This window comes from Nocardioides sp. W7 (assembly GCF_022919075.1).
GTDB lineage: Bacteria > Actinomycetota > Actinomycetes > Propionibacteriales > Nocardioidaceae > Nocardioides.
Genome location: NZ_CP095078.1, coordinates 4,785,305 through 4,805,685, shown reverse-complemented (window position 1 = coordinate 4,805,685; position 20,381 = coordinate 4,785,305). Strand labels below are relative to the sequence as shown.

At 68.0% G+C, this 20,381-nt stretch carries 20 protein-coding genes; 11 read left to right on the top strand and 9 right to left on the bottom strand.

Going from position 1 to position 20,381, the window contains the following annotated elements; translation table 11 throughout:
- Nucleotides 1-82: 82 nt before the first annotated feature.
- Both istB and istA read right to left on the bottom strand, forming a co-directional pair.
- Entirely contained in the window at nucleotides 83-898 is an 816-nt protein-coding gene (gene istB, locus MUB56_RS22430; RefSeq protein WP_244929232.1) for an IS21-like element helper ATPase IstB, read from the bottom strand.
- Nucleotides 898-2,148 (bottom strand): IS21 family transposase, encoded by a 1,251-nt coding sequence (gene istA / locus MUB56_RS22425; protein WP_244929231.1) that lies wholly within the window; start codon nucleotides 2,146-2,148, stop codon nucleotides 898-900. Before istA ends, istB begins: the two co-directional genes overlap by 1 nt.
- 210 nt (nucleotides 2,149-2,358) lie before the next feature.
- On the opposite strand from istA, the gene MUB56_RS22420 reads away from it, so the two are divergent.
- Nucleotides 2,359-2,733 carry a hypothetical protein gene (locus MUB56_RS22420; RefSeq protein ID WP_244929230.1) on the top strand — a complete coding sequence of 125 codons (375 nt, stop codon included), beginning with the start codon at nucleotides 2,359-2,361 and terminating at the stop codon, nucleotides 2,731-2,733.
- Between the two features lie 505 nt (nucleotides 2,734-3,238).
- On the opposite strand, the gene MUB56_RS22415 is transcribed toward MUB56_RS22420, so the two are convergent.
- Entirely contained in the window at nucleotides 3,239-3,979 is a 741-nt protein-coding gene (locus MUB56_RS22415; RefSeq protein WP_244929229.1) for an IclR family transcriptional regulator, read from the bottom strand.
- Nucleotides 3,980-4,148: 169 nt separating this feature from the next.
- Between MUB56_RS22415 and MUB56_RS22410 the strand changes: the two genes are divergently transcribed.
- Genes MUB56_RS22410 through MUB56_RS22395 form a run of 4 tightly spaced genes read left to right on the top strand, consistent with a single transcriptional unit; the run spans nucleotide 4,149 to nucleotide 8,075 of the window.
- Nucleotides 4,149-6,311 carry an FAD-dependent monooxygenase gene (locus MUB56_RS22410; RefSeq protein ID WP_244929228.1) on the top strand — a complete coding sequence of 721 codons (2,163 nt, stop codon included), beginning with the start codon at nucleotides 4,149-4,151 and terminating at the stop codon, nucleotides 6,309-6,311.
- Entirely contained in the window at nucleotides 6,308-7,060 is a 753-nt protein-coding gene (locus tag MUB56_RS22405) for a hypothetical protein (protein WP_244929227.1), read from the top strand. The genes MUB56_RS22410 and MUB56_RS22405 overlap by 4 nt, the downstream gene beginning before the upstream one ends.
- A 53-nt stretch (nucleotides 7,061-7,113) precedes the next feature.
- Nucleotides 7,114-7,419, top strand: a complete 306-nt coding sequence (locus tag MUB56_RS22400; protein ID WP_244929226.1) for a Dabb family protein — start codon at nucleotides 7,114-7,116, stop codon at nucleotides 7,417-7,419.
- The gene (locus MUB56_RS22395) at nucleotides 7,416-8,075 is read left to right on the top strand and encodes an isochorismatase family protein (RefSeq protein WP_244929225.1); all 660 of its coding nucleotides are present in this window, start codon (nucleotides 7,416-7,418) and stop codon (nucleotides 8,073-8,075) included. The genes MUB56_RS22400 and MUB56_RS22395 overlap by 4 nt, the downstream gene beginning before the upstream one ends.
- A 54-nt stretch (nucleotides 8,076-8,129) precedes the next feature.
- Here MUB56_RS22395 and MUB56_RS22390 read toward each other — a convergent pair whose 3' ends face one another.
- Genes MUB56_RS22390 through MUB56_RS22370 form a run of 5 tightly spaced genes read right to left on the bottom strand, consistent with a single transcriptional unit; the run spans nucleotide 8,130 to nucleotide 13,292 of the window.
- The gene (locus MUB56_RS22390) at nucleotides 8,130-9,626 is read right to left on the bottom strand and encodes an aldehyde dehydrogenase family protein (RefSeq protein WP_244929224.1); all 1,497 of its coding nucleotides are present in this window, start codon (nucleotides 9,624-9,626) and stop codon (nucleotides 8,130-8,132) included.
- A complete protein-coding gene (locus MUB56_RS22385; RefSeq protein WP_244929223.1) occupies nucleotides 9,616-10,449 on the bottom strand; it encodes an ATP-binding cassette domain-containing protein in 834 nt (277 codons plus the stop codon). Before MUB56_RS22385 ends, MUB56_RS22390 begins: the two co-directional genes overlap by 11 nt.
- On the bottom strand, nucleotides 10,442-11,329 hold the full coding sequence (locus MUB56_RS22380) for an ABC transporter ATP-binding protein (protein WP_244929222.1): 888 nt from the start codon (nucleotides 11,327-11,329) through the stop codon (nucleotides 10,442-10,444). Before MUB56_RS22380 ends, MUB56_RS22385 begins: the two co-directional genes overlap by 8 nt.
- Nucleotides 11,326-12,333, bottom strand: a complete 1,008-nt coding sequence (locus tag MUB56_RS22375) for an ABC transporter permease (protein ID WP_244929221.1) — start codon at nucleotides 12,331-12,333, stop codon at nucleotides 11,326-11,328. The genes MUB56_RS22380 and MUB56_RS22375 overlap by 4 nt, the downstream gene beginning before the upstream one ends.
- Nucleotides 12,330-13,292, bottom strand: a complete 963-nt coding sequence (locus MUB56_RS22370; protein ID WP_244929220.1) for an ABC transporter permease — start codon at nucleotides 13,290-13,292, stop codon at nucleotides 12,330-12,332. Before MUB56_RS22370 ends, MUB56_RS22375 begins: the two co-directional genes overlap by 4 nt.
- Before the next feature lie 380 nt (nucleotides 13,293-13,672).
- Between MUB56_RS22370 and MUB56_RS22365 the strand changes: the two genes are divergently transcribed.
- From MUB56_RS22365 to MUB56_RS22340, 6 genes are all read left to right on the top strand, one after another.
- Nucleotides 13,673-14,359: a GntR family transcriptional regulator gene (locus MUB56_RS22365; RefSeq protein ID WP_244929219.1), complete on the top strand. Its 687-nt coding sequence runs from the start codon at nucleotides 13,673-13,675 to the stop codon at nucleotides 14,357-14,359.
- 8 nt (nucleotides 14,360-14,367) lie between these two features.
- Nucleotides 14,368-15,255 carry an oxaloacetate decarboxylase gene (locus MUB56_RS22360; RefSeq protein ID WP_244929218.1) on the top strand — a complete coding sequence of 296 codons (888 nt, stop codon included), beginning with the start codon at nucleotides 14,368-14,370 and terminating at the stop codon, nucleotides 15,253-15,255.
- A complete protein-coding gene (locus MUB56_RS22355; protein ID WP_244929217.1) occupies nucleotides 15,255-16,679 on the top strand; it encodes an amidohydrolase family protein in 1,425 nt (474 codons plus the stop codon). Before MUB56_RS22360 ends, MUB56_RS22355 begins: the two co-directional genes overlap by 1 nt.
- The gene (locus MUB56_RS22350) at nucleotides 16,676-17,368 is read left to right on the top strand and encodes an isochorismatase family protein (RefSeq protein ID WP_244929216.1); all 693 of its coding nucleotides are present in this window, start codon (nucleotides 16,676-16,678) and stop codon (nucleotides 17,366-17,368) included. The genes MUB56_RS22355 and MUB56_RS22350 overlap by 4 nt, the downstream gene beginning before the upstream one ends.
- A gap of 100 nt (nucleotides 17,369-17,468) precedes the next feature.
- Nucleotides 17,469-18,551: a class I SAM-dependent methyltransferase gene (locus MUB56_RS22345; RefSeq protein ID WP_244929215.1), complete on the top strand. Its 1,083-nt coding sequence runs from the start codon at nucleotides 17,469-17,471 to the stop codon at nucleotides 18,549-18,551.
- A gap of 14 nt (nucleotides 18,552-18,565) precedes the next feature.
- Nucleotides 18,566-18,958, top strand: coding sequence for a hypothetical protein (locus MUB56_RS22340; protein ID WP_244929214.1), 393 nt, complete (start codon nucleotides 18,566-18,568; stop codon nucleotides 18,956-18,958).
- Between the two features lie 70 nt (nucleotides 18,959-19,028).
- Here MUB56_RS22340 and MUB56_RS22335 read toward each other — a convergent pair whose 3' ends face one another.
- Entirely contained in the window at nucleotides 19,029-20,297 is a 1,269-nt protein-coding gene (locus tag MUB56_RS22335) for an MFS transporter (RefSeq protein WP_244929213.1), read from the bottom strand.
- Nucleotides 20,298-20,381: the final 84 nt, after the last annotated feature.

Genomic DNA, 20,381 nt, shown 5'->3' with positions numbered 1-20,381 from the left:
ATGGCTACGGATCTCGTCACGCAAGTGTCAACGGCGGCCGAAATCTGACCCCCTGGCGGCAATCGAAAACTGACCCCCTCGGCTACTGGTTCTCTTCGTTGATGGCCGCGGGGACACGGCCGAGTTCTCGGTTCTTCAGTCGGTAGGAGTCGCCCTTCAGGGCGATGACCTCGGCGTGGTGGACGAGCCGGTCGATCATCGCGGCGGCCACGGTGTCGTCGCCGAAGACCTCTCCCCAGCGGGCGAAGTTCTTGTTCGACGTGACGATCAGGCTGGCGCGCTCGTATCGGGATGAGACGAGTTGGAAGAACAGGTTCGCGGCCTCGGGCTCGAACGGGATGTAGCCGACCTCGTCGATGACCAGCACCGGGTAGCGCACCAGCCGTCGGAGCTCGTCTTGCAGGCGTCCGGCCTGGTGGGCCTCGGCGAGCCGGTCGACCCACTGGGACGCGGTGGCGAACAGGACCCGGTTGCCGGCCTGGCAGGCCCGGATCGCCAGCCCGGTGGCCAGATGGGTCTTCCCGGTCCCGGGCGGTCCGAGCAGGACGACGTTCTCCTTGCCAGCGACGAAGTCCAAGGTGCCTAGGTGCGCGATGGTCTCCCGCTTCAGGCCTCTGGCGTGGTCGTAGTCGAAGTCCTCCAACGACTTCCTCGCTGGGAATCGGGCGGCCCGGATCCGGCCCTCGCCACCGTGGGACTCCCTCGCCGACACCTCGCGTTGCAGGCAGGCGGCCAAGAACTCCTCATGAGTCCAGGACTCCTCCCGGGCACGCTCGGCCAGCCGCTCGACCGACTCGCGCAGCGTCGGCGCCTTCAACGCCCGCGTCAGGTACTCCAACTCGCTGGTGACATCACGGCCGGTCTTCGGTGTCGTCTTCGCGGTCGTCCGCGCGGCCATCAGGAGACCTCCTCGTCGACGAGTCCGAGGATCTGGTCGTAGATGCCGAGTGATCGGACCTCGACCTCCTCACCAGTGACCGCGTCCGCGACCGGCCGCAGCAGATCACCACGACCTTGGCGCAGCAGCTTGGCGGCGACGGTGTGCTCGAAGTCGGTGATGGTCTGGTGCTGGGCCCATACCCGGGCGTGGTCGGCGACGATCGCGCCCTCGCAGGTCACCCAGACCCGGTCGAGGTCGGCGTGGACCTCGATCCGTCGCCCGACCACGGCGGGGTGCACGGAGTAGTCGTTGGAATCGAGGCGGATGTAGTGGTCACGCGGCAGCCGCAGGCCCTTGCGCCAGCCGACCTCAGGTGGGACCGGCGGCAGCGGCATCATCGCCGCCTTGTCGGCTGCGATCCGGTCCGCCGGCCTGCAGCCCAGCACCCGCATCCGACGGGTGTTGGCCTTGGCCACCCACTCGCTCAGCTGGGTGTTGAAGTCTTTCGGTGACTCGAAGGTGCGCCCGGGCAGGAATGACCGTTCGAGGTAGTCGTGGAATCGCTCCAGCATTCCCTTGGCCTCGGGATCGGCGGGCTTGCAGATGTAGACGCTGGCGCCCAGTACGCCACGGAACGCCTGACAGTCGCTGGTCAGCTCGGGCTGGCGAGCACGCCAGCGCCCGACCGCTCCTTCGCCGTCCCACACCAGCGTCCGAGGGACCGCACCGAGCTGTTGGATCAGGTGCCACCAACCGGGAAAGAGGTCCTCGGTCTCTCGGCGCGGGATCAGCACCGCGCCGGCCCACCGCGAGTAGCCCGACACCATCGTCATCACCGGCAGCCGCTTCGCCGTCCTGGTCTGGCCGTACCCGACCGGGAGCTCGATCGCAGGGAACCAGAAGTCGAACTGCGCCAGCTCGCCGGGCTCATAGATCGTGCGCGACGCGGGATCCGGCGGAAGGTACACCGGCCTCAGGTCGCTGACCCTGGACCGCAGAATCCGGATCGAGTGCTCCCAGCCGATCCGCTCCGCCACCACCGTGGCCGGCATCGTGGGCGTGACCCGCAACAACTCCCGGATCTGCGGCTCGACCGCATCGACCACCGATCCTCGCGCTACCCGGTCGTAACGCGGCGGACCGTCAACACGCAGCGCCTTGCGCACGGTGTTCTTCGAGATCCCCATCGTCCTGGCGATCACCTTGATCGGCACTCCATCCGCACGGTGCAACCGCCGGATCTCAGCCCAGTCCTCCACTGACAACACTCCGCATCTCCTGCCTCGAGGATGAGGACAGGGTCTCGGAGGGGGTCAGCTTTCAGTTGCCGTCTGGGGGTCAGTTTTCACGTGCCGTCGACAGCAAGGAGGCGCATCGAAGCGAATCGGCACAGGCAACATCCCTAGGAAGAGACGGCCCCAGCTGGAGGTAATGACTCCAGCCAGGGCCTCGGCATCAGTGACAGGAGCACCGAAACCGTGACCACATCATCCAACGAACCTTCATCCTCCGACCAGCCATCCGCGACGACAGCACGCGATGGCGGCTCCGCGTCCTGTCCTCCGTGGTGCACCTACGACCACGACGGGCCATTCTTCGCCGAGCCCGGGGAGCACGCGCGGTACCTCACCACCACGCACCTGCGGAACTTCGTCAGCCTCCACACCCCCGACGACGGCACGTCGATCAAGGTGTCGGTCTGGCTCCTCGGCAACGGCGTCGTCGAGATCCCACTCGACGCGAACAGCGCCCACCAGCTGCGCGCCTGGGCAGACATGCTCGCCGAGGCCGCGACCGAACTGGACCAATTGGTGGTTGACCACCTGCTCCCGGAACGAGAAGCCGGCAGATGACGAGCTGGCGAGGAGCCAAAGGGCACCCTGGTCACCATCGAGTGCCGCGAACGGCGAGCGGGCGACGGCACGGCCGAGACCACGATGACGATCGCCCACGACGGCCTTCCCGTCGAGTGGCTCACCGACATGAAGGCGTGGTGGACACTCCAGCTCAGCATGGTCGACTGGCACCTGAGGAACAGGTGAGTCCTGGCCGGACGCCCGCGCAGATCGGGTGTCACTAGACCGTGCAGCAGTCCCCCTTGGTCAGGCGGGCCGACGGGTTCGAGGTCCGACCTGCCGGTCGTGTCCGGGAGAGAGGTCCGTGAGTTCTGGACGGGAGCTGGCGCCACGCGGAGTCAGTAAGGATCGAACGCCGTTAGTCCCAATGCTCTCGCTGACGCGCAGCTGCGAGTACGTCGACCGGACGTCCTTGGAAGGGGGCACACGGCTTGCTTGCCCGTGAGCAACATCGTCGCAACGGTTCCGGAGTCCTCCGATCCTTCAGCAGTCCGGATCGGGATCACCGACCAAGCAACCCCGAGATCTCGTCCGCGGCGGCTCGGATAGAGGACGCGATGCGGTCCCGGCGATCTGCATCTGTGCGATAAACAGGGGCGGCAGTGCCGATCGCTGCGACCACGTCGGCCCCCATCCGGATGACTGCCGCGCAGCCCCAGATGCCTTCGTCGATCTCCTCGAAGCTCTCGGTCCACCCCTCTGCCAGGTTGCGGTCCAGCGACTCTTCGCTCAAGGTCACCGCCCGCTCGGGGCTGAGCTGCGGCAGCGCCTGGTCGACATAGCGACGTCGCTCAAGTCGAGGCATGCTGGCGAGCAACAACCGGGCAAGGGCTCCCGAATGTAGTGACATCGCCTGCCCGCGGTCGAACTGCAGACGTACCGGCCGCTCGGACTCCACCCGCTCCACGCAGTACGCAGCAGTGCCGCTCCGTCGCGCGACTAGAACCGTCTCGTCGAAGTCCGCGCGAAGTTTGTGCATGACCGGAAGCGCTACCACCTCCAAGGGGCGTTGAGCCGCTTCGCACGCCTTGGCAAGACCAAGGGTCAAGTCGGTGAGCCGATATCCGCCGTCGCCGGCTGGCTCCAACAAGCCGACCTCTCGCAGGAGGCCCACGTAGCGGTAAGCCGTGGTCGTGGGGAGGCTGAGGTCGACAGCCATTTCGGCCACGGACCATATCGGCCGCTGCTCGGTGAAGCAGAGCAGCATGTTCAGCAGTTTTCGAGCGCTGCTGGCACCGCTCACGCGTTGCCCCTCAGTTCGCGGGTGCATACGCCCTCCTCTGTCCGCCTGTTCGGCATTGCCTCTTGCCGTGACCTCGAGCGCTCCGTAGGCTTCTTCCATATCGCGGGAAGGATGTTACCACATAATGGAAATTGGTCCCGATACCAGCTCGAGCAGGTGGGAGCTATGGATGGACGAGAAGACCCGCCTCGAACGGCGTGACGACCCGCTGTTCGAGCAGATGCACACTGTCGCGGTCGCAGGGATGGGCCCCGTCGGGATGGTCGCAGCCCTGAGCCTTGCCAGGATTGGGCACGACGTGATCGTGTTCGAGGCAGGGGCGGCCCTCTCTGCGGAGGCTCGGGCATCCACTTTCCACCCCTCGACGTTGGAGCTGCTCGATGAGCTGGGGGTAAGCGAGGCACTCCATCGCGTCGGGCTGCGGGCGCCGATCTATCAATACCGCAGGCGCGGGGGTGGCGTGCTCAGTGAGATGGACATGTCCCTGCTGTCGGCAGAGACCCGCTTTCCGTACCGGCTGCAGAGCGAGCAGAACAACCTGACCGCTCTCATCCTTGACGAGCTTCGCAAGCTGCCGAACGTGACGCTCTCCTTCGCCAGCCCGGTGGCCCGCGTGGAACGGTCGGACAGGCACGTGCGGATCCACCTCGAAGGTAGGAACCGTGACGAGCCGGTGCTCGCCCGCTGGCTGATCGCGGCCGACGGCGCCAGCTCCGTGATCCGCAAGTCGCTGGGGATCGCCTTCGAAGGCACCACCTATGACGAGCGTTTCCTGGTCATCTCCACCACCCACGACTTCCGCGATGACTTTCCAGACCTGGCCTATGTCAGCTACATCTCCGACCCGGAGGAGTGGGGCGTGCTGCTGCGCACCCCCAAGCACTGGCGAGCGCTCTTCCCCGTGAGCTCGGACGAGAGCGACGAGCAGGCGATGGCGCCCGAGGCGCTGGAACGCCGGTTGCAGCGGATCGCGCCGCAGTCCACGCCGTACGAAGTGGTGCACGCCAACGTCTATGCGGTCAACATGCGAGCCGCGGCCACCTTCGCCTCCGGGCAGGTGCTGCTCGCCGGCGACGCGGCGCACGTCAACAACCCCCTCGGGGGCATGGGGATGAACAGCGGCATCCACGACGCGTGGGCAGCGGCGAAGTGCATCGATGCCGCGCTCACCGGCACCGACGCGCGGCACGCCGCCACTCTCTACAGTGAGCTGCGCCGCGATGCCGCGCTCCACCACGTGCAGGCCACCGCCCAGGTCACCTACGACACGATGCGGGAGCCGGACGATCGCACGAGGTCCTTCCGTGCCGCCGAACTGTCGGTGGCGGAGAACGACGAGCTGGCGATGCGCGAGCATCAACGGGGCGCGGCCATGTTCACCTCCCTCCGGATCACGACCGGCCGCCTGGCGCGAGAGCTGCGTGCCGTGCCGGACGGACGGATGGCGCCGGGGCAACGGCTCTCCAGACTGCTCTGCCGAGGTCCGGTCGCCGCGGTCGGGGCGTATGACGGGGTCAGCGCCACCCTGGTGGCCCGCGCCGGCTTCGACGCCGTCTACCTCTCCGGAGCCGCTGTCTCGGCGGCAGTCCTGGGGCAACCGGACCTCGGCTATCTCGGCCTCGCCGACATGGCCGAGCAGGTACGCCGGGTCAGCACCGCGTCCGGCCTGCCGCTGGTCGTCGACGGCGACACCGGCTACGGCGGCGTCCTCCAGGTCGCCGAGGCCGTGCGGCGGTTCGAGGCCGCCGGGGCAGCAGCTGTGCAGCTCGAGGACCAGGCCGCGCCGAAGCGGTGTGGTCACCTGGCCGGGAAGGAGCTCCTCGACCTCTCCGAGATGGTCGCCAAGGTGGAGATCGCGGCTGCGGAGCGGAGCTCGCTACTCGTGATCGCCCGCACCGACGCGATGACGGTCGAGGGGTTCTCGGCCACGCTGAAGCGTGCCTCGGCGTACGCCGCTGCCGGGGCTGACCTGATATTCGCCGAAGGGGTGTACGCGAAGGCAGAGCTCCTGGCGTTGCGCGAGGCGGTCGGCGGGACCCCGCTGGTGGTGAGCCTCTCCGAGGCCGGGGACCACTCCGACCTCCCGGCCGACCGGATCCTCTCCGAATGCGGCGTGGCGTTGGTGATCCAGCCGGTCTCCGCACTGCTGGCCTCGGCGAAGGCGGTCGCCACGACCTACGACCAGGTCCGTCGTGGCGGTAGCTCCGGCTGGTCCCCGCAGGACTGGAGCGACTTCACCGAGCTGATGGGCCAACCCGAGCAGCTGGCCAGGGCGGCTGCCCTGGCGAACGACGAGATGATCCCGACCGACAACCTCAGGAGTCGATCATGACGACCACTCGCACGGATCCCGCGAAGGGGCCGAAGTTCGCCCTGGTGCTCCCTTCGACCAACACCTCCGTGGAGCGGGAGTTCCATCGCCTCCGCCCGCAGGACTGCTCGTGGCACACGGGGCGGATCATGATCAAGGCACCCGCGTTGGAATCCGACGACGCTTTCGGCGCATTCCGTGAGTCACTCAACGAGTCGCTCCCCGACGCGTTGGAGACGGTGATGACCTGCTTGCCCGACTACATCGTGATGGGGATGTCGGCGGAGACCTTCTGGGGTGGGGTCCAGGGCAACGCGGAGTTCGAGCGAAAAGTACGAGACCACACTGGGTTGGAGGTGACCACCGGTGCGACCGCCGCAGGTGAGGCCCTCCGTGCTTTCGGTGCCGAGCGGATCGGCATCGTGACGCCCTACCAGGCGGTGGGGGACGAGCAGGTGGTCGCCTACTTCACCGAGCTGGGGTTCGAGGTGGCGTCGATCAAGGGGCTGCGCTCGGCCTCCGCCACCTCGATCGCGGAGGAGACCCCCGAGACGCTGCGGGAGGCGTTCCTGGCAGTGGACGGTCCCGACGTCGATGCCTTGATCCAGTGCGGCACGAACCTGGAGTGCGTGGCAGTAGCCGCCGAGCTGGAGAGGGAGCTAGAGAAGCCGGTGATCGCCATCAACCTGGCCACGATGTGGCACGCGTTCCGAGCCAACGGGATCAACGACCGGATCACCGGCTACGGCTCGCTCCTCGAACAACGCTGAATCCTCCCCCTGACGCGAAGGAGACGCTCCTGATGTTCAATCATGTAGGCCACTTGACCCTGGTTCCCGACAGCACCGAAGAGCAGGTCGAGGCGATCCTCGAGGGACTGCTGGCCCTACCCGGACTTGTCGACGGGCTCGTCGAGGCGCAGGTGGTCCGCGACGCCGGCCTGGCCGAGGGAAATGCCGCACTGCGCTTCCAGATGGTCTTCGACTCCCAGGCATCGTGGTGGGAGTACGGCAGCCACCCGGCCCACCTGGCCCTGATCGGGGAGCACATCAAACCCGTGCTCGCCGCCAAGGCCTTCGTGCAATTCGACGACAGCGATGTCCGGCGCAGCACGGCCGAGCCGTCATGACCTGGCAGCAGCCGTTGCGGGGCGCGACCCTCGAGGAGGACTACGTCAGCGTCGGGTTCGGCGGGCGGCTCGAGCCCGGCGCACGGCCGGCGTTGGTGGTCGTCGATCCGGCGCGGGCCTATCTGGACAGCGAGTCGCCTCTGTACGCCGCGGTCGAGCAGTCGGCGGTCGCGATGCGCGAGCTACGCGAGGCGGCCGCGGAAGCCGGCATCCCCATCTACCTCACCCGGGTGCTCTACGCGGACGACGCGGCCATGCTGGGCGGTCTCTTCTTCCAGAAGGTCCCCGCGTTGAAGTGTTTCGTGGAGGGCAACCCGCTCGCCGAGTTCATCGACGGCTTCGAACCGCGCGCGCGGGAGGTGGTGGTGACCAAGCACTATCCGAGTGCCTTCGCGGGCACCTCCCTCGCGGCCTCGCTGGTGGCACAGCGAATCGACACGGTGCTGATCGCCGGCTGGTCCACGAGCGGCTGCATCCGGGCCACCTCCCTGGACGCACTGCAACACGGATTCGTTCCGATCGTGGTGCGTGAGGCGGTGGGTGACCGTCACCCGGAGGTGCACGAGGGGAATCTTCGCGACATCGCCGCGAAGGCCGGAGAGGTGCGGGACCTGGCCGAGGTGCGCGCCTATCTCGGGGCTCTGACGGATGAGTGATCCTGCGGTCGATCGGGGAGTTTGGGCGCCTCGTGCCAGGAGATCCCTCGAGTCTCAGCCCACGGTCGGGTAGGCCTGCGGGTCCGTCGAAAGGCGCTCCGGGGCGAACAGCGAGTGGGTCTGGACGTACTCCAGCAGCCCGTCAGGGCCGTACTCGCGGCCGAAGCCGCTGCCCTTCACACCGCCGAAAGGCGCCTCGAGCGTCATGCCGAACCGGTTGTGCGAGTTGATGAACGTGTAGCCGACCTCGAGGTGGCGTCCGACGTCGAAGGCGCGGCGTACGTCCGCGCTCCAGACGGAGGCGCCGAGGCCGAGGGGATCGGCGTTCACGCGGCGTACGACCTCGTCGACGTCGTCGAAGGGGAGGACCGGCACCACGGGGCCGAACTGCTCCTCGCGCACGATCCGGTCGGAGTCCTCGGCTCCCGTCACGACGACCGGTCGCAGGAAGTAGCCGGCGCCGAGGAGCTCGGGGGAGACGACCCCGCCGACGGTCCGGGCCGAGGCGCCGCCAGCCACTGCCTCCTCGACGATCCCCTGGACCCGTTCGACCGCCGGGCGGTTGATCAAGGGACCCACGGAGACGCGATCGAGCAGAGGGTCACCCACCTGGAGCACGTCGTCGGCGGCGCGCAGGTAGGCGTCGACGAACTCTTCGTAGCGGGAGGAGTGGACGTACACCCGTTTCGCCGCCATGCAGACCTGGCCTGCGGAGAGGAACGAGCCGAGCACGGCACGCTCCACATTCGCGCGCGAGAGGTCGACGTCGTCGAGGAAGACCGCGGCGTCGTTGCCGCCCAGCTCCATCACGGTCGGCACCAGGTTCTCCGCGGTCGTCCTGAGGATCGAACGCCCCACGGTCGAGCCGCCGGTGAAGACGACCTTCCGGACGAGCGGGTGCGAGGTGAGCCGGGCCCCGACCTGGTGGTCGCCGTTCACCACGTTCAGCACGCCCGGGGGCAGGCCCTGCGCGACCCTTGACAGCGCTTCGGTGATGGCCAGCGGCGCCAGCGGGGACGGCTTGAGGACGAGGGTGTTGCCGGTGAGGAGCGCCGGGACCACCTTCAGGAAGGCGAGGATCAGCGGAGCGTTCCACGGGGTGACGGCGGCCACCACGCCGTACGGCTGGTGGTGGACCTCGAGGTGTCCCGCGCGGCTGCCGCCGATGCGGGGCGCGAGCACCTCCTCGGCGATGTCGGCGCAGTACTGCGCGTGGGCAAGGGAGAAGCGCAGCTCGCCGAGCGACCCGGCCAGGACCTTGCCGCTCTCACGGGTCAGGAGGTCGGCCAGCGAGTGCTCCGCCTCGCGCACCGCCTGGCAGGCGCCGAGCACGAGGGACGTCCGCTCCTGGAGGGAGCGTGCTGCCCACGGACCGAAGGCGGCATCGGCGGCCTCGACTGCGCGATCCACCCCCGCCGCGTCCGTCGCGCTGACCCTCCCGGCCGTGAGGTGAGGTCGGGACGGGTCCTCGCGGACGATCCACTCGCCGTCGTCGACGGCGGTGCCGGCGGCGTACGAAAGGACCGTGCGTGGCGCGACATCAAGCGCCACCGGACACGACCTCGTACGTCTTCTCGGGCAGCTTCGGCACCGAGTCGATGAGCTTCTGGGTGTAGGGGTGCTGCGGGTTGAGCAGCAGGTCGTTGCAGGCCCCGTGCTCGACGGTCCCCCCCTTGCGCATCACGACGATGCGGTCCGCCAGCTGGGCGACCGTACGCAGGTCGTGACTGATGAACATCATCGAGAGTCCCAGCTGTCGCTTGAGGTCGTCGAGCAGTGTCACGAGCCGGGCACTGGTGATCACGTCGAGTCCGGTCGTGGGCTCGTCCGCGACGACGAAGTCGGGGTTCGTGGCCAGGGCGCGGGCGATCACCACGCGCTGCAGCTGACCTCCCGAGAGCTCGTGCGGGAAGCGGTCGAGGTGGGTGGGCAGCAGGCTCACCATGTCGAGCAGCTCGACGCACCTCGACCGTCGGTTCCCCCGGTACAGGTTGTGCACCTCCAAGGGCGCCGCGAGGATCCGTTCGATCGTGTGGCGGCGGTTCACCGCGCCGTACGGGTTCTGGAAGATGTAGTTCATCCGGCTGCGCATGCGGCGCACGTCGGACTCCTTCATGGCGAGCAGGTCCCGGCCGTCGAACACGACTCGACCCGACGTCGTGTCGGTCAGCCTGAGCATGATGCGTCCCAGGGTGGACTTGCCCGAGCCGCTCTCCCCGATGATGGCGAGCGTCTCACCGCGCTGCACCTCCACGCTCACGCCGTTCAGGGCCGGCGGCGCGGACGGTGCCTTGGCGAACGGGCCTCGGCGGCGCGCGCCGTACTGCTTCACGATGTCGACAGCCTCGACGAGGGGCGTGCTCGCGTCACTCATGGTGTCCTCCGGCTGCGTCGGGCAGCTTCGGGATGCTGCTGATGAGTGCCTGCGTGTAGGGGTGCTGGGGGGAACCGAGGACGTCGGCGACCGTGCCGGCCTCCACCACGACGCCCTTGTCGAGGATCACCGCCGAGTCGCAGAGCTCGTTGACCACCCCCAGGTCGTGGGTCACGAGCAGGAGGGTCAGCTCGAGCTCGGAACGGATCTGGCGCAGGAGCTCGAGGATCTCTGCCTCGATCGTCACGTCCAGGCTGGTCGTGGGCTCGTCCGCCACCAACAGCTGTGGACGCCCCGACATGCAGGCAGTCGCGATGAGGACGCGCTGCAGCTCGCCCCCTGACAGCTGGAAAGGGTAGCGCTCGCGCACCACGCTGCCATCGAGGCCGACGCGGTCGAGGATCCTGACCACCTCGTCGTTGCGGGCCTTCTTGTCCATGTCCGGCCGCGCGTACCTGAGCACTCGCGCGACCTGCGGCCCGAGGCGACGGTTGGGATTGAAGGAGCGGCCCGGGTCCTGGTAGACGTAGCCGATCCTCGAGCCCCTCACCTGGGAGAAGCCCTTCTCGTCCAGCGTCAGCAGGTCGAGGTCGTAGAAGCTCATCGAGCCACTCTCGATGGTGGCCGTGCGGGGCAGCATGCCGATGATCGAGCGCAGCACCGTCGACTTCCCGGACCCGCTCTCACCGACCAGGGCCACCGAGGCGCCGTGCGGAACGGTCATCGAGAAGTCGACGATCGCCGGACGGGGTGCCGAGCCGTAGCGGATCGACAGGTTCTCGATCCTGAGGGCCGGGACGACCGAGGACGCCGGCGGTTCGCTCGGGGCCGTCGTGGTCGACAGGGCCCGGGTGGTGGGCGAGTCACTCACGGTGATCATGTCTCCTTCTTCTCGGCCTCGGCACTGACGGTCTCGACGGAGTGGCGCGTGCGGTTGCGTGGATCCATGGCGACGCGGAGTGCCTCTCCGAGACCGGTGAGCACGATCGAGACGGCGATGACGACAGCCGTGGGGAACGCAGCGATCCACCACGCGCCGAGGACGATCGCGTCCAGCCCGTCGCGGATCATGTTCCCCCAGCTGGGATTGGGCTTCTGGATGCCCAGGCCGAGGTAGGAGATCGCAGCCTCGGCGGCGATGGCGATGACCACCGAGAACGAGGTCTGCACCACCAGCGCCGGCATGATGTTGGGGAACAGCTCGGTGCGCAGGATCCGACCCTGGGTCTGACCACAGGCCCTCGCCGCCGAGACGTAGTCGCGACTGTTCTCCTCCAGGGCCGTGCCTCGGGCGAGGCGTCCGAAGATGGGGATCTGGATCAGGGCGAGTACCGCGGCAAGGATCGACAGCTCACCGAACCTGATCGGGCCGACGCCGACGCTCTGCCCGAAGGTGACGCTGGCCGTCACGGCGGCGAGCACCACGAACGGGAAGGCGAGGATGGCGTCCATGAAGCGCAGCAGCAGGGTGCTCACGAGGTGTCCCTCCATGGCAGCCACGACGAGGCCCATGGTGGTGCCGACCACCGCTCCGAGCGCCACCGAGAAGAGCGCGATGCCGAGGGAGATGCGGCTGGCGAACAGGAGTCGGCTCAGCACGTCGCGTCCGTCGGCGTCTGATCCGAGCAGGTAGGAGCCCGACGGGGCCTCGAGCGGCAGGCCGACGCCGGTGTTCGGGGGGTGCGGCGCCACCAGCGGGCCGAGCAGGCAGACGGCCGCGAGTAGGAAGAAGGCGAGGCTCCAGCGCTTCAGCGACGGGGACGAGGTGCGCCACGCAGTGAGGGCGCGGCGTACTCGCGAGGGTCGCGCCGGAGGTGCGACAGCCGTGTCGGTGGAGGCGGACGGGCCTGCTCCCCTGGTGGTGGTCTGCGGCGGGACGGTCATGAACTCACTCCCAGGTCGAAGCGCACGCGCGGTGCCAGAACGAGGTAAAGCAGGTCGACGACGAGATTGACGAGCAGCACCGCGGCGACGATGACGAGCGTCGTGCCGATGGTGACGGGGTAGTCGCGATCGTCGAAGCTGTCGACGAGGAGAGCGCCGAGACCGGGGATGCCGAACGCGTTCTCCAGGACGACGCTGCCCGACAGGGCCACGCCGAGGAACAGTCCGAACACCGTGGTCGCGGCGACGAGCGAGTTGCGAAGGACGTCGGTCCACAGCAGGCGTCGGGGCGGCACGCCCAACGCCGTGCCGACGAAGACGAAGTCGTCATTGAGCGTCTCGATGATGCTTGCCCGAAGCACGCGGGCGATGATCGCGACACCGCTCGTCATGAGGGCCAGTGCCGGCAGGATCGTGTGGGACAGTGCGCCGAAGAAGTCTTCCCGTACTGACACGTACCCGTAGTACGGGAGGATGCCCGGCACCAGCCAGCCGAAGATCAGGACGAGCATGATGCCGACAACGAAGTTGGGGACGGCCGGACCGAGGACCGTCACGGTGTTGCCCAGCCAGCGTGCGGCGCGTGAGGTGCCCACTGCCGTCCAGATGCCCAGTGGTACGCACAGCAGGATCGTCAGCGCTGTGGTCAGGGCTACGAGCTGCAGGGTGGGGCCGACGTGGGTGCCGATCACCTCCGTGACCTTGGCGCCGTCCGCGTAGGACACACCCAGATCCCCGGTGAAGGCACCGCTGAACCATTCCCACAGCTGCTCGGTGAAGGGCCGGTTGAGGCCCATCTGCTCGCGGATTAGCTCGACCTGCTCCCTGTTCGCGGCGACGCCGGCCTGGGCGAGGGCGGGATCTCCGGGCGCCAGGCGCAGCATGGCGAAGGCCCCCAGCACCACGAGACCGAAGGTCGCGAGTGTCTGGAACACCTTGGAAAGGATGTAGGACAGCACGAGGATTGCCTCTCGTCCGGTCGGGGTGCGCGGATGCGGGTGTCACCCGGTGCCGATGCGACCCGAGGGTTGGCGGCAGACGCTCGCGGGAGCAACGAGGTGATCGATGATCACGGGGGTCGTCCCACAGGCGTCTGGCGTCAGGACTCGGGTCGTTCTCCGATGCCAGGAAGTGTTCCTTGGAACACAGGAGGACCGTAAAGTTGCAGACTGATAATTGTCAACAGTTTGGGTGAACCACTCTGCCGCATGGCTTCACGGTGGCATGTCCGGTTGCGTGACCTATTTTCGCAGGGACGACGAGCGATCTTGTTACTGTCCAGTATCGGACCGAATGCAAACTGTTGACAGTTTGCACCACCGCTGATAGACCTATCCCCGTGACGAACGTGGACGAGCCCCAGCTACTCCGTGCCGAGACGCTTGGCCACCAGGCCGAGGCAGTCTTGCGCAACATGATTCTCCGGGGGGACATTCCGGCGGGATCCCGTCTGAACGAGGTGGCGCTCTCCGCGAAGTTGGGCGTCAGCCGCGGGCCACTGCGCGAAGCTGTGCAGCGACTCCGCGGCGAGGGACTCGTCACCGTGGTGACCCATCGCGGCGCGTTCGTCCGAACCTTCGAGGCCGGCGAGATCGTCGACCTCTACGAACTTCGCGCGGCCCTCGAACTGCACGCCATCCGCTTGGCTTGCCAGAGGGTTCCGGACGCCGAGCTCGCCGAGCTGGACGACCTGCTCGACGAGACCGAGGAGGTGATGCGCACCGAGGGTGGCCAGAGCTACCCGGAGAGCATGGACTTCCACATGTGCCTCGTCTCGCTGGTGGGGAACCAGGCGCTTCTCGACCGAGCACTCGAGACCAAGAACAAGCTGTCGCTGGCCCGGAGCATGTCCGCACGCCAGCCCGTGCGTGCCCAGCACGCCATCTCTGAGCACCAACAGATCGTCGACTCACTCAAGAAGCGTGATCTTCACGCTGCCACGGATCTGATGCAGAGCCACCTCGACGCCGCCCGCGAGAGCGCGCTGAAGGCGTTGGGGCTGACTGTGAAGGATCCCCTGCCCTAGGAGGACTCATGAGGATCCCTCAGTCGCCCCGGTTGCGCGACCGCCTGGACGATGCGACCGGACCGCTGCTCATGGCGGGCGCGGCCAACGCACTCACCGCCCGCGTTGTCGAGGAGCAGGGGTTCGAGGCTGTCTACGTCAGTGGCGCCGGCATCTCGAACACATACCTGGCGGCCCCTGACATCGGCCTCCTCACGCTCACTGAGCTGAGCAGCCACGTCGCGGCGATGGCGGAAGCCGTCAGCATCCCGGTCGTGGTCGACGCCGACACCGGGTTCGGCAACGCGATCAACGTGCGTCGAACCGTGATGCAGCTGGAGCGCGCCGGCGCGTCCGCGATCCAGCTCGAGGACCAGGTGTCCCCGAAGCGGTGCGGTCACTTCAACGGCAAGGACGTGATCGAGGCCGACGAGATGGTCGGCAAGATCGCTGCCGCGGTCGAGGCTCGGAGCCACGACGACCTACTCATCATCGCTCGCACCGACGCCGCGGCCGTCCACGGACTCGACGAGGCCTTGAAGCGGGTAACCCTGTACCGAGAGGCCGGCGCGGACGTCCTCTTCGTGGAGGCCCCGCGCTCGCAGGAGGAGATGCAACGCATCACGACGGAGGTCCCCGGGATCCACCTCGCGAACATGGTCGAGGGCGGGAAGACCCCCATCCTGGGGCGCGGCGAGCTGGGCCGGCTCGGGTTCTCCATCGTGCTCTACGCGAACTCTGCGATGCGCGCCTCGGTCGTTGCCATGAGGACCGTTCTCCAGCACCTCAGGGACGCGGGGGACACCAACGGCGTCCAGAGCCTGATGCTCTCGTGGGCGGATCGTCAGGCGCTGGTGGGCAAGGACGAGTACGACGCACTCGAGCGGCGCTACGCGGTCAATCGGGAGGGCCTGTGATGGCGAACGACCTCCCCGACCTCCGGCTGCACGGTGGCAAGGTCTTCGTCCACGGCTCGGGACTCGTCGACGCCGACATCCTGGTCAAGGACGGCACCGTCGTGGGGCTGGTCGACGCGTCCTCACCTGCGCTTGCGACCGAGACCCTCGACGTCTCGGGCCAGTGGGTCCTTCCGGGCGCGATCGACCCGCACGTCCACCTGGGCAAGGACATCCGGGTGCCCAAGGACCCCGACGACGCCGACCTCGAGTCCGCGTCCGCCGTGGCCGGAGGCATCACGTCGATGCTGGTCTACCTCATGAGCTCGGAGTCCTACGCGGGCGTGCACGAAGCCGCAGATGGGGCGATGGCAGGCAACTCGCGGGTCAACTACGGGTTCCACTACGTACTCGGCACGGACGAGCACCTCGCGGAGCTCCCGTCGTACGTGAAGGACCTGGGGGTCTCGTCGTTCAAGTTCTTCATGAACTTCCGCGACGACGAGGGCGCTTACCTGGGCATGCCGGGCAACGACGACGGATTCATGTACGACCTGCTCGGTCTCTCGGCCGACCACGGGGCGATGATCAATCCTCACCCCGAGAACATCGAGCTCGTGCGTCGGCTGGCCGGGCGCACCCTCGTCGACCCCGATCACCCGTTGCGGTCCTGGAACGCAGCGCGGCCACCGTTGGTGGAGGCGGACGCCCAGCAGCGGGTGGCCTACCTGGCGGCCGCCACTGGCGCGTCCGTGTACGCCGTGCACACGTCCTCCGGTGCCGCCCTCGACGTGGTGCGTCGCCAGCGTGAGTCGTACGAGAATCTCTTCGTCGAGACCTGCACCCACTACCTGACGCTCAGCACCGACTCGGGATGCGGCAGCTACGGCAAGGTCAACCCGCCGCTGCGCGATCCCGCCGACGTCGAGGCGCTGTGGGCCGGTGTGGCGGACGGGTCGGTCGACACGGTGGGGTCGGACCACAACGCCCGACACCGCAGCCACAAGGAGAAGGACATCTTCTCGGCGACCGCCGGCTTCCCGGGCACCGGAGTGGTGCTGCCGCTGACCCTGGCCGAGGGCCTGGCGCGGGGGATCGGCCTGGAGCGGCTCGTCGACGCCACCAGCACGCGCTCGGCCAAGCTCTTCGGTCTCTACCCGCGCAAGGGAACCATCCAGGTCGGGTCGGACGCCGACCTCGTCGTCGTCGACCCGACGGGTGGAACCGTCATCGATGCCGCCACCCAGTACTCGGCGGCGGAGTACACCCCGTGGCAGGGCACCCGGGTCGACCCGAAGGTCGTCCACACGGTCGTCGGAGGGACTTTCGCGGTTCGCAACGGTCGCCTGACCGACGAGCGACCGGGCAGCTTCCTGCACCGACCGCGCAGTGGCGCGAGCGCCCTGGCGGCAACCACCCCGACCCCCCAGGAGCAGCCGTCATGAGCACGGACCCCCAGCAGACCGCGCCCGGTGTGATCGACGACGAGACGCGGGCCCGGTACGCCGCTGCCGGGTTCGGCGGCCCCTCACCCCTCGGGGAGCGTCCGGCGCTGCTGATCATCGACGTCCAGTACCGCACCACCGGTACCGTCCGAGCACCGTTCGACGAGGCGGTGAAGGAGTACACCACCAGCTGTGGTGACGTCGCCTGGGACGCGGTGGACAACATCGCGAGGCTTCTCGAGGTCTTCCGTGAGCGCGGGTGGCCCGTCCTCTACCCGCACGTGGCACCCAAGCGGGCCTACGATGCGGGCCAGCTGGGCGCCAAGGTCCCCGGGATCATGGAGATCGACGCCCACGGGTACGAGTTCGTCGAGGAGGTCGCCCCCACCGCCGAGGACATCCTCGTCCCCAAGCGCCAGCCGAGTGCCTTCTTCGGCACCTCGCTGACCAGCTACCTGGTGGACCGCAAAGTGGACTCCGTGGTCGTCACGGGATGCACCACGTCGGGGTGCGTGCGCGCGAGCGTGGTCGACGCCTTCTCCTACAACTTCGCCGTCGCCGTTCCGTCGGACGCCGTGTACGACCGGTCGCCCGTCGTCCACGAGGCGAACCTCTTCGACATGGCGCAGAAGTACGCCGAGGTCAGCTCGACCGACGAGGTGATCGCAGCGCTCAGGACGTTGCGATGACGCCCTGACGCGGGGCGCCAACCGAGCACGCACTGACAACCCATCACACCCAGAGCCATCACACCCAGAGCCTGGCTGACCCAGCCGGAGAGGAAGAGACGTGGACCGCGGATTCATCGGCACCATGGACGCAGCAAGTACCTTCGACGACGAGGCCTACCTCGACTTCGTCGAGGGGATGCGAGTCTTCGCCCTCACTCGCATGGCCCCCGCCATGCGCCAGCAGGCAGCCCGCACGCTATCGACGGACAGCTCTCTCGAGCCCTACGTCGACAACCTGCCGGCAGTCCAGAACGTGCTGGACCCCATGCCTGTGGTGGGGATTCGGAACCACCTCTTCCGCAATGTGCAGGAGATGGCGTGGCGCCGGGCGGTGCTGACCAAGGAGCGTGACGGTGAGCGACTGCGCGGGGAGCTGTCCCGAGCCGACGACGAGGGACCGGGCAGGCTGACGCTCGACCCTGCCCTCGAGTACCCCGAGTACTACGACTCGATGGACGTACACATCCAGCCGGGCAGCTACCACCGCTACGACCTGGCGGGATTCGTCTACCACCAGGGAAGCAACGTCTTCCACCTCGGCGAGAACTACCAGGACCACCTCCAGAGCCAGATCGCCAAGACGATCCCGGGCCCCCCGGACGGCAAGGTCGCCGAGGTGCTCGACATCGGCTGCACGCTCGGCCGCTCGACCTGCTCGCTCAAGGAGCGCTTCCCGGATGCGCACGTGACGGGCGTCGACATCTCCGGCGCCGTCCTGCGGTACGCGCACCGTCGCGCGAACCGGCTCGGCGTGGATGTCGACTTCACCCAGATGGCGGCCGAGGCGATGACGTACGAGGACAACTCGTTCGACCTCGTGCTCTCGTACATCCTGTTCCACGAGGTCCCAGTGGAGATCGGTCGACAGGTCATCGACGAGGTGCACCGCATTCTGCGCCCCGGCGGCGTGTTCGTGGTCGTCGACTTCCCGTCGGACAATCCCCCTGCGACCACCCCCGAAGGGCTCGTGGGCGAGTACGAGCGCGGCTTCGACGCCCGTCTAAACGGAGAGCCGTACTCGTTCGCCATGGTGCGTTCGAACCTGAACGACTACCTGAGCAAGACCTTCAGCAGCACCTTCATCGACGACCAGCCCTTCGAGGCCCTGCGCGGCGCCCGTCTTCGCGTCGGCCAGAAGTAAGAGAGGTGGACACCATGACCGAGCTCGAGGACTTCCCCGAGACAATCTCGCCCTCGCCGTTCCTGGCCGAGTACCGCGGATCCTTCCTGAACGCGGAGGGGCGCACGCTTGACGCGGTCCTGCGCGTCGCGATGGAGATCGCGGGCGAGCTGTGGGTCGTCAAGGAACGCAACCGGGTGCTCGAGGAGAAGCTGGTCGCGGCCGGCGTGCTCACCGACGAAGCGGTGGAGATGACGCACCTCAGCCCGGCGAAGGGTGAGGCGCGACGCCGTCGCACCGAGTACGTCGACACGATCTTCCGGCACCTGCTCCTGGACGACGCGGACGACCCGCTGGCCGTGGTCTCGCCCGCCGACGTCCAGACGCCGATGCACGGCGCGTTCAAGGAGCACGTCAAGACGACCTGAGCCCGGACACCGGCGCCCGGGGTGGGCGGTGACGACAGTGTAATCGTCACCGCCCACCCCTGTTTCGTCTTCAGGCCGCTGCGCCGGCTGAGGAGGGCGGGGACTGCGGCATGCCCCGCTCCAGGACGTCGTTCACCAACCACTGCAGCGCCGCCGCTGTTCCCAGGACGATCCACGGGAGGGCGTACCCGCCGGAGCCGTCGAGAAGCACGCCGAAGAGCATGGGTCCGACCATGAATCCGCTCATCATGCCGAGCGTGACGTAGCTGCTGGCCCACCCGACCCGTCCGGGGACCACCGTGAGCACCTCGATGATCACCACGAGCGTGGCGGCCATCGCGCTCACGCCGAAGAGGAGCACGCCGGACAGGAGAATGACGATCCCGGCCGACCTGCTGTCGGCGAGGTCTCCGAGTGGAGCGGAGGAGGCGAGGACGGCGACTCCGACGACGGTCGTGGCCGACAGCCGAGACCGCAGGCGGCCCATGCGCCCGAGCTGGCCGTCGAGACGACGGGCCCAGGCCAGTCGAGCCACGATGCCGACCGCTCCGAGGGCTGCCGTCATGAGCCCCGCTGTGGCTGCGCTGAACCCGTGCTCGTCGTGCGCGAAGAGCGGGAGGTAGACGTTGGTGGCCTGCAGGACGACCCCGGTCAGAGCGGCGTGCACGACGAGGGCGACCAGGGGGCGGGGGAGCCGCCGGCCGGCGGTCGCGCGGACAGCGCGCCGGGCCGCGCGAGTCCGGGCGGTGTCACGGGGATCGTGAGGGAGTCGATGAACCACGACCAAGGACGCCACCCCGACCAGCGCGAGCACGAGGAAGCCCACACGCCAGCCGACGAGGACGGCTGCGACGGGGGCGATGAGCCCGGCGCTCAGCTGTCCGGCCTGGACGGCTGCCTGCTTGACGCCCACGACCATGCTTCGTCTCGCCGGCGGCACGTACTGGATCACTCCCAGGTTGGTGGAAGCGCCGGACCCGCTCTGGGCGGCACCCGACAGCACCAGCGCCGCGACGATCCACCAGTAGCCCTCCGCCAGACCGAGCAGGACCAGAGCGGCGGTCGCCAGCGTGAGTACGAGCGTCATGGCGTTGCGAGGCCCGAGCCGGTCGCACAGGCGCCCCGCTCCGAGGCTGAGGGCCACGGCTGCGCCGAAGGAGACGGTCCACAAGGTTCCGAATTCGGACCGGGCCACGTCGAGCTCGTCGATCAGCACCGGTCCCAGCGCGCTCAGGAGGTACGGCGTCACGGGCCCCAGGCTCACGACCACGCCCATCAGTGCCGCCAGCCTCCCCAGCGGCGCGGGCGCGACGTCGGGGGATGATGGGGTCGAGGCCATACTTCATCTCCGCATACTGTTGACAATCTTCAGTTAGCAACCTTACTGTCTCTCCCGGAAGCCGCGCCGAGAACTTCGTCGAAT

Coding starts and splice junctions, on each gene's coding strand:
- istB (WP_244929232.1), bottom strand. CDS start 898: ATGGCCGCGCGGACGACCGCGAAGACGACACCGAAGACCGGCCGTGAT.
- MUB56_RS22410 (WP_244929228.1), top strand. CDS start 4,149: ATGGACGAGAAGACCCGCCTCGAACGGCGTGACGACCCGCTGTTCGAG.
- MUB56_RS22405 (WP_244929227.1), top strand. CDS start 6,308: ATGACGACCACTCGCACGGATCCCGCGAAGGGGCCGAAGTTCGCCCTG.
- MUB56_RS22395 (WP_244929225.1), top strand. CDS start 7,416: ATGACCTGGCAGCAGCCGTTGCGGGGCGCGACCCTCGAGGAGGACTAC.
- MUB56_RS22385 (WP_244929223.1), bottom strand. CDS start 10,449: ATGAGTGACGCGAGCACGCCCCTCGTCGAGGCTGTCGACATCGTGAAG.
- MUB56_RS22380 (WP_244929222.1), bottom strand. CDS start 11,329: ATGATCACCGTGAGTGACTCGCCCACCACCCGGGCCCTGTCGACCACG.
- MUB56_RS22375 (WP_244929221.1), bottom strand. CDS start 12,333: ATGACCGTCCCGCCGCAGACCACCACCAGGGGAGCAGGCCCGTCCGCC.
- MUB56_RS22360 (WP_244929218.1), top strand. CDS start 14,368: ATGAGGATCCCTCAGTCGCCCCGGTTGCGCGACCGCCTGGACGATGCG.
- MUB56_RS22355 (WP_244929217.1), top strand. CDS start 15,255: ATGGCGAACGACCTCCCCGACCTCCGGCTGCACGGTGGCAAGGTCTTC.
- MUB56_RS22350 (WP_244929216.1), top strand. CDS start 16,676: ATGAGCACGGACCCCCAGCAGACCGCGCCCGGTGTGATCGACGACGAG.
- MUB56_RS22340 (WP_244929214.1), top strand. CDS start 18,566: ATGACCGAGCTCGAGGACTTCCCCGAGACAATCTCGCCCTCGCCGTTC.
- MUB56_RS22335 (WP_244929213.1), bottom strand. CDS start 20,297: ATGGCCTCGACCCCATCATCCCCCGACGTCGCGCCCGCGCCGCTGGGG.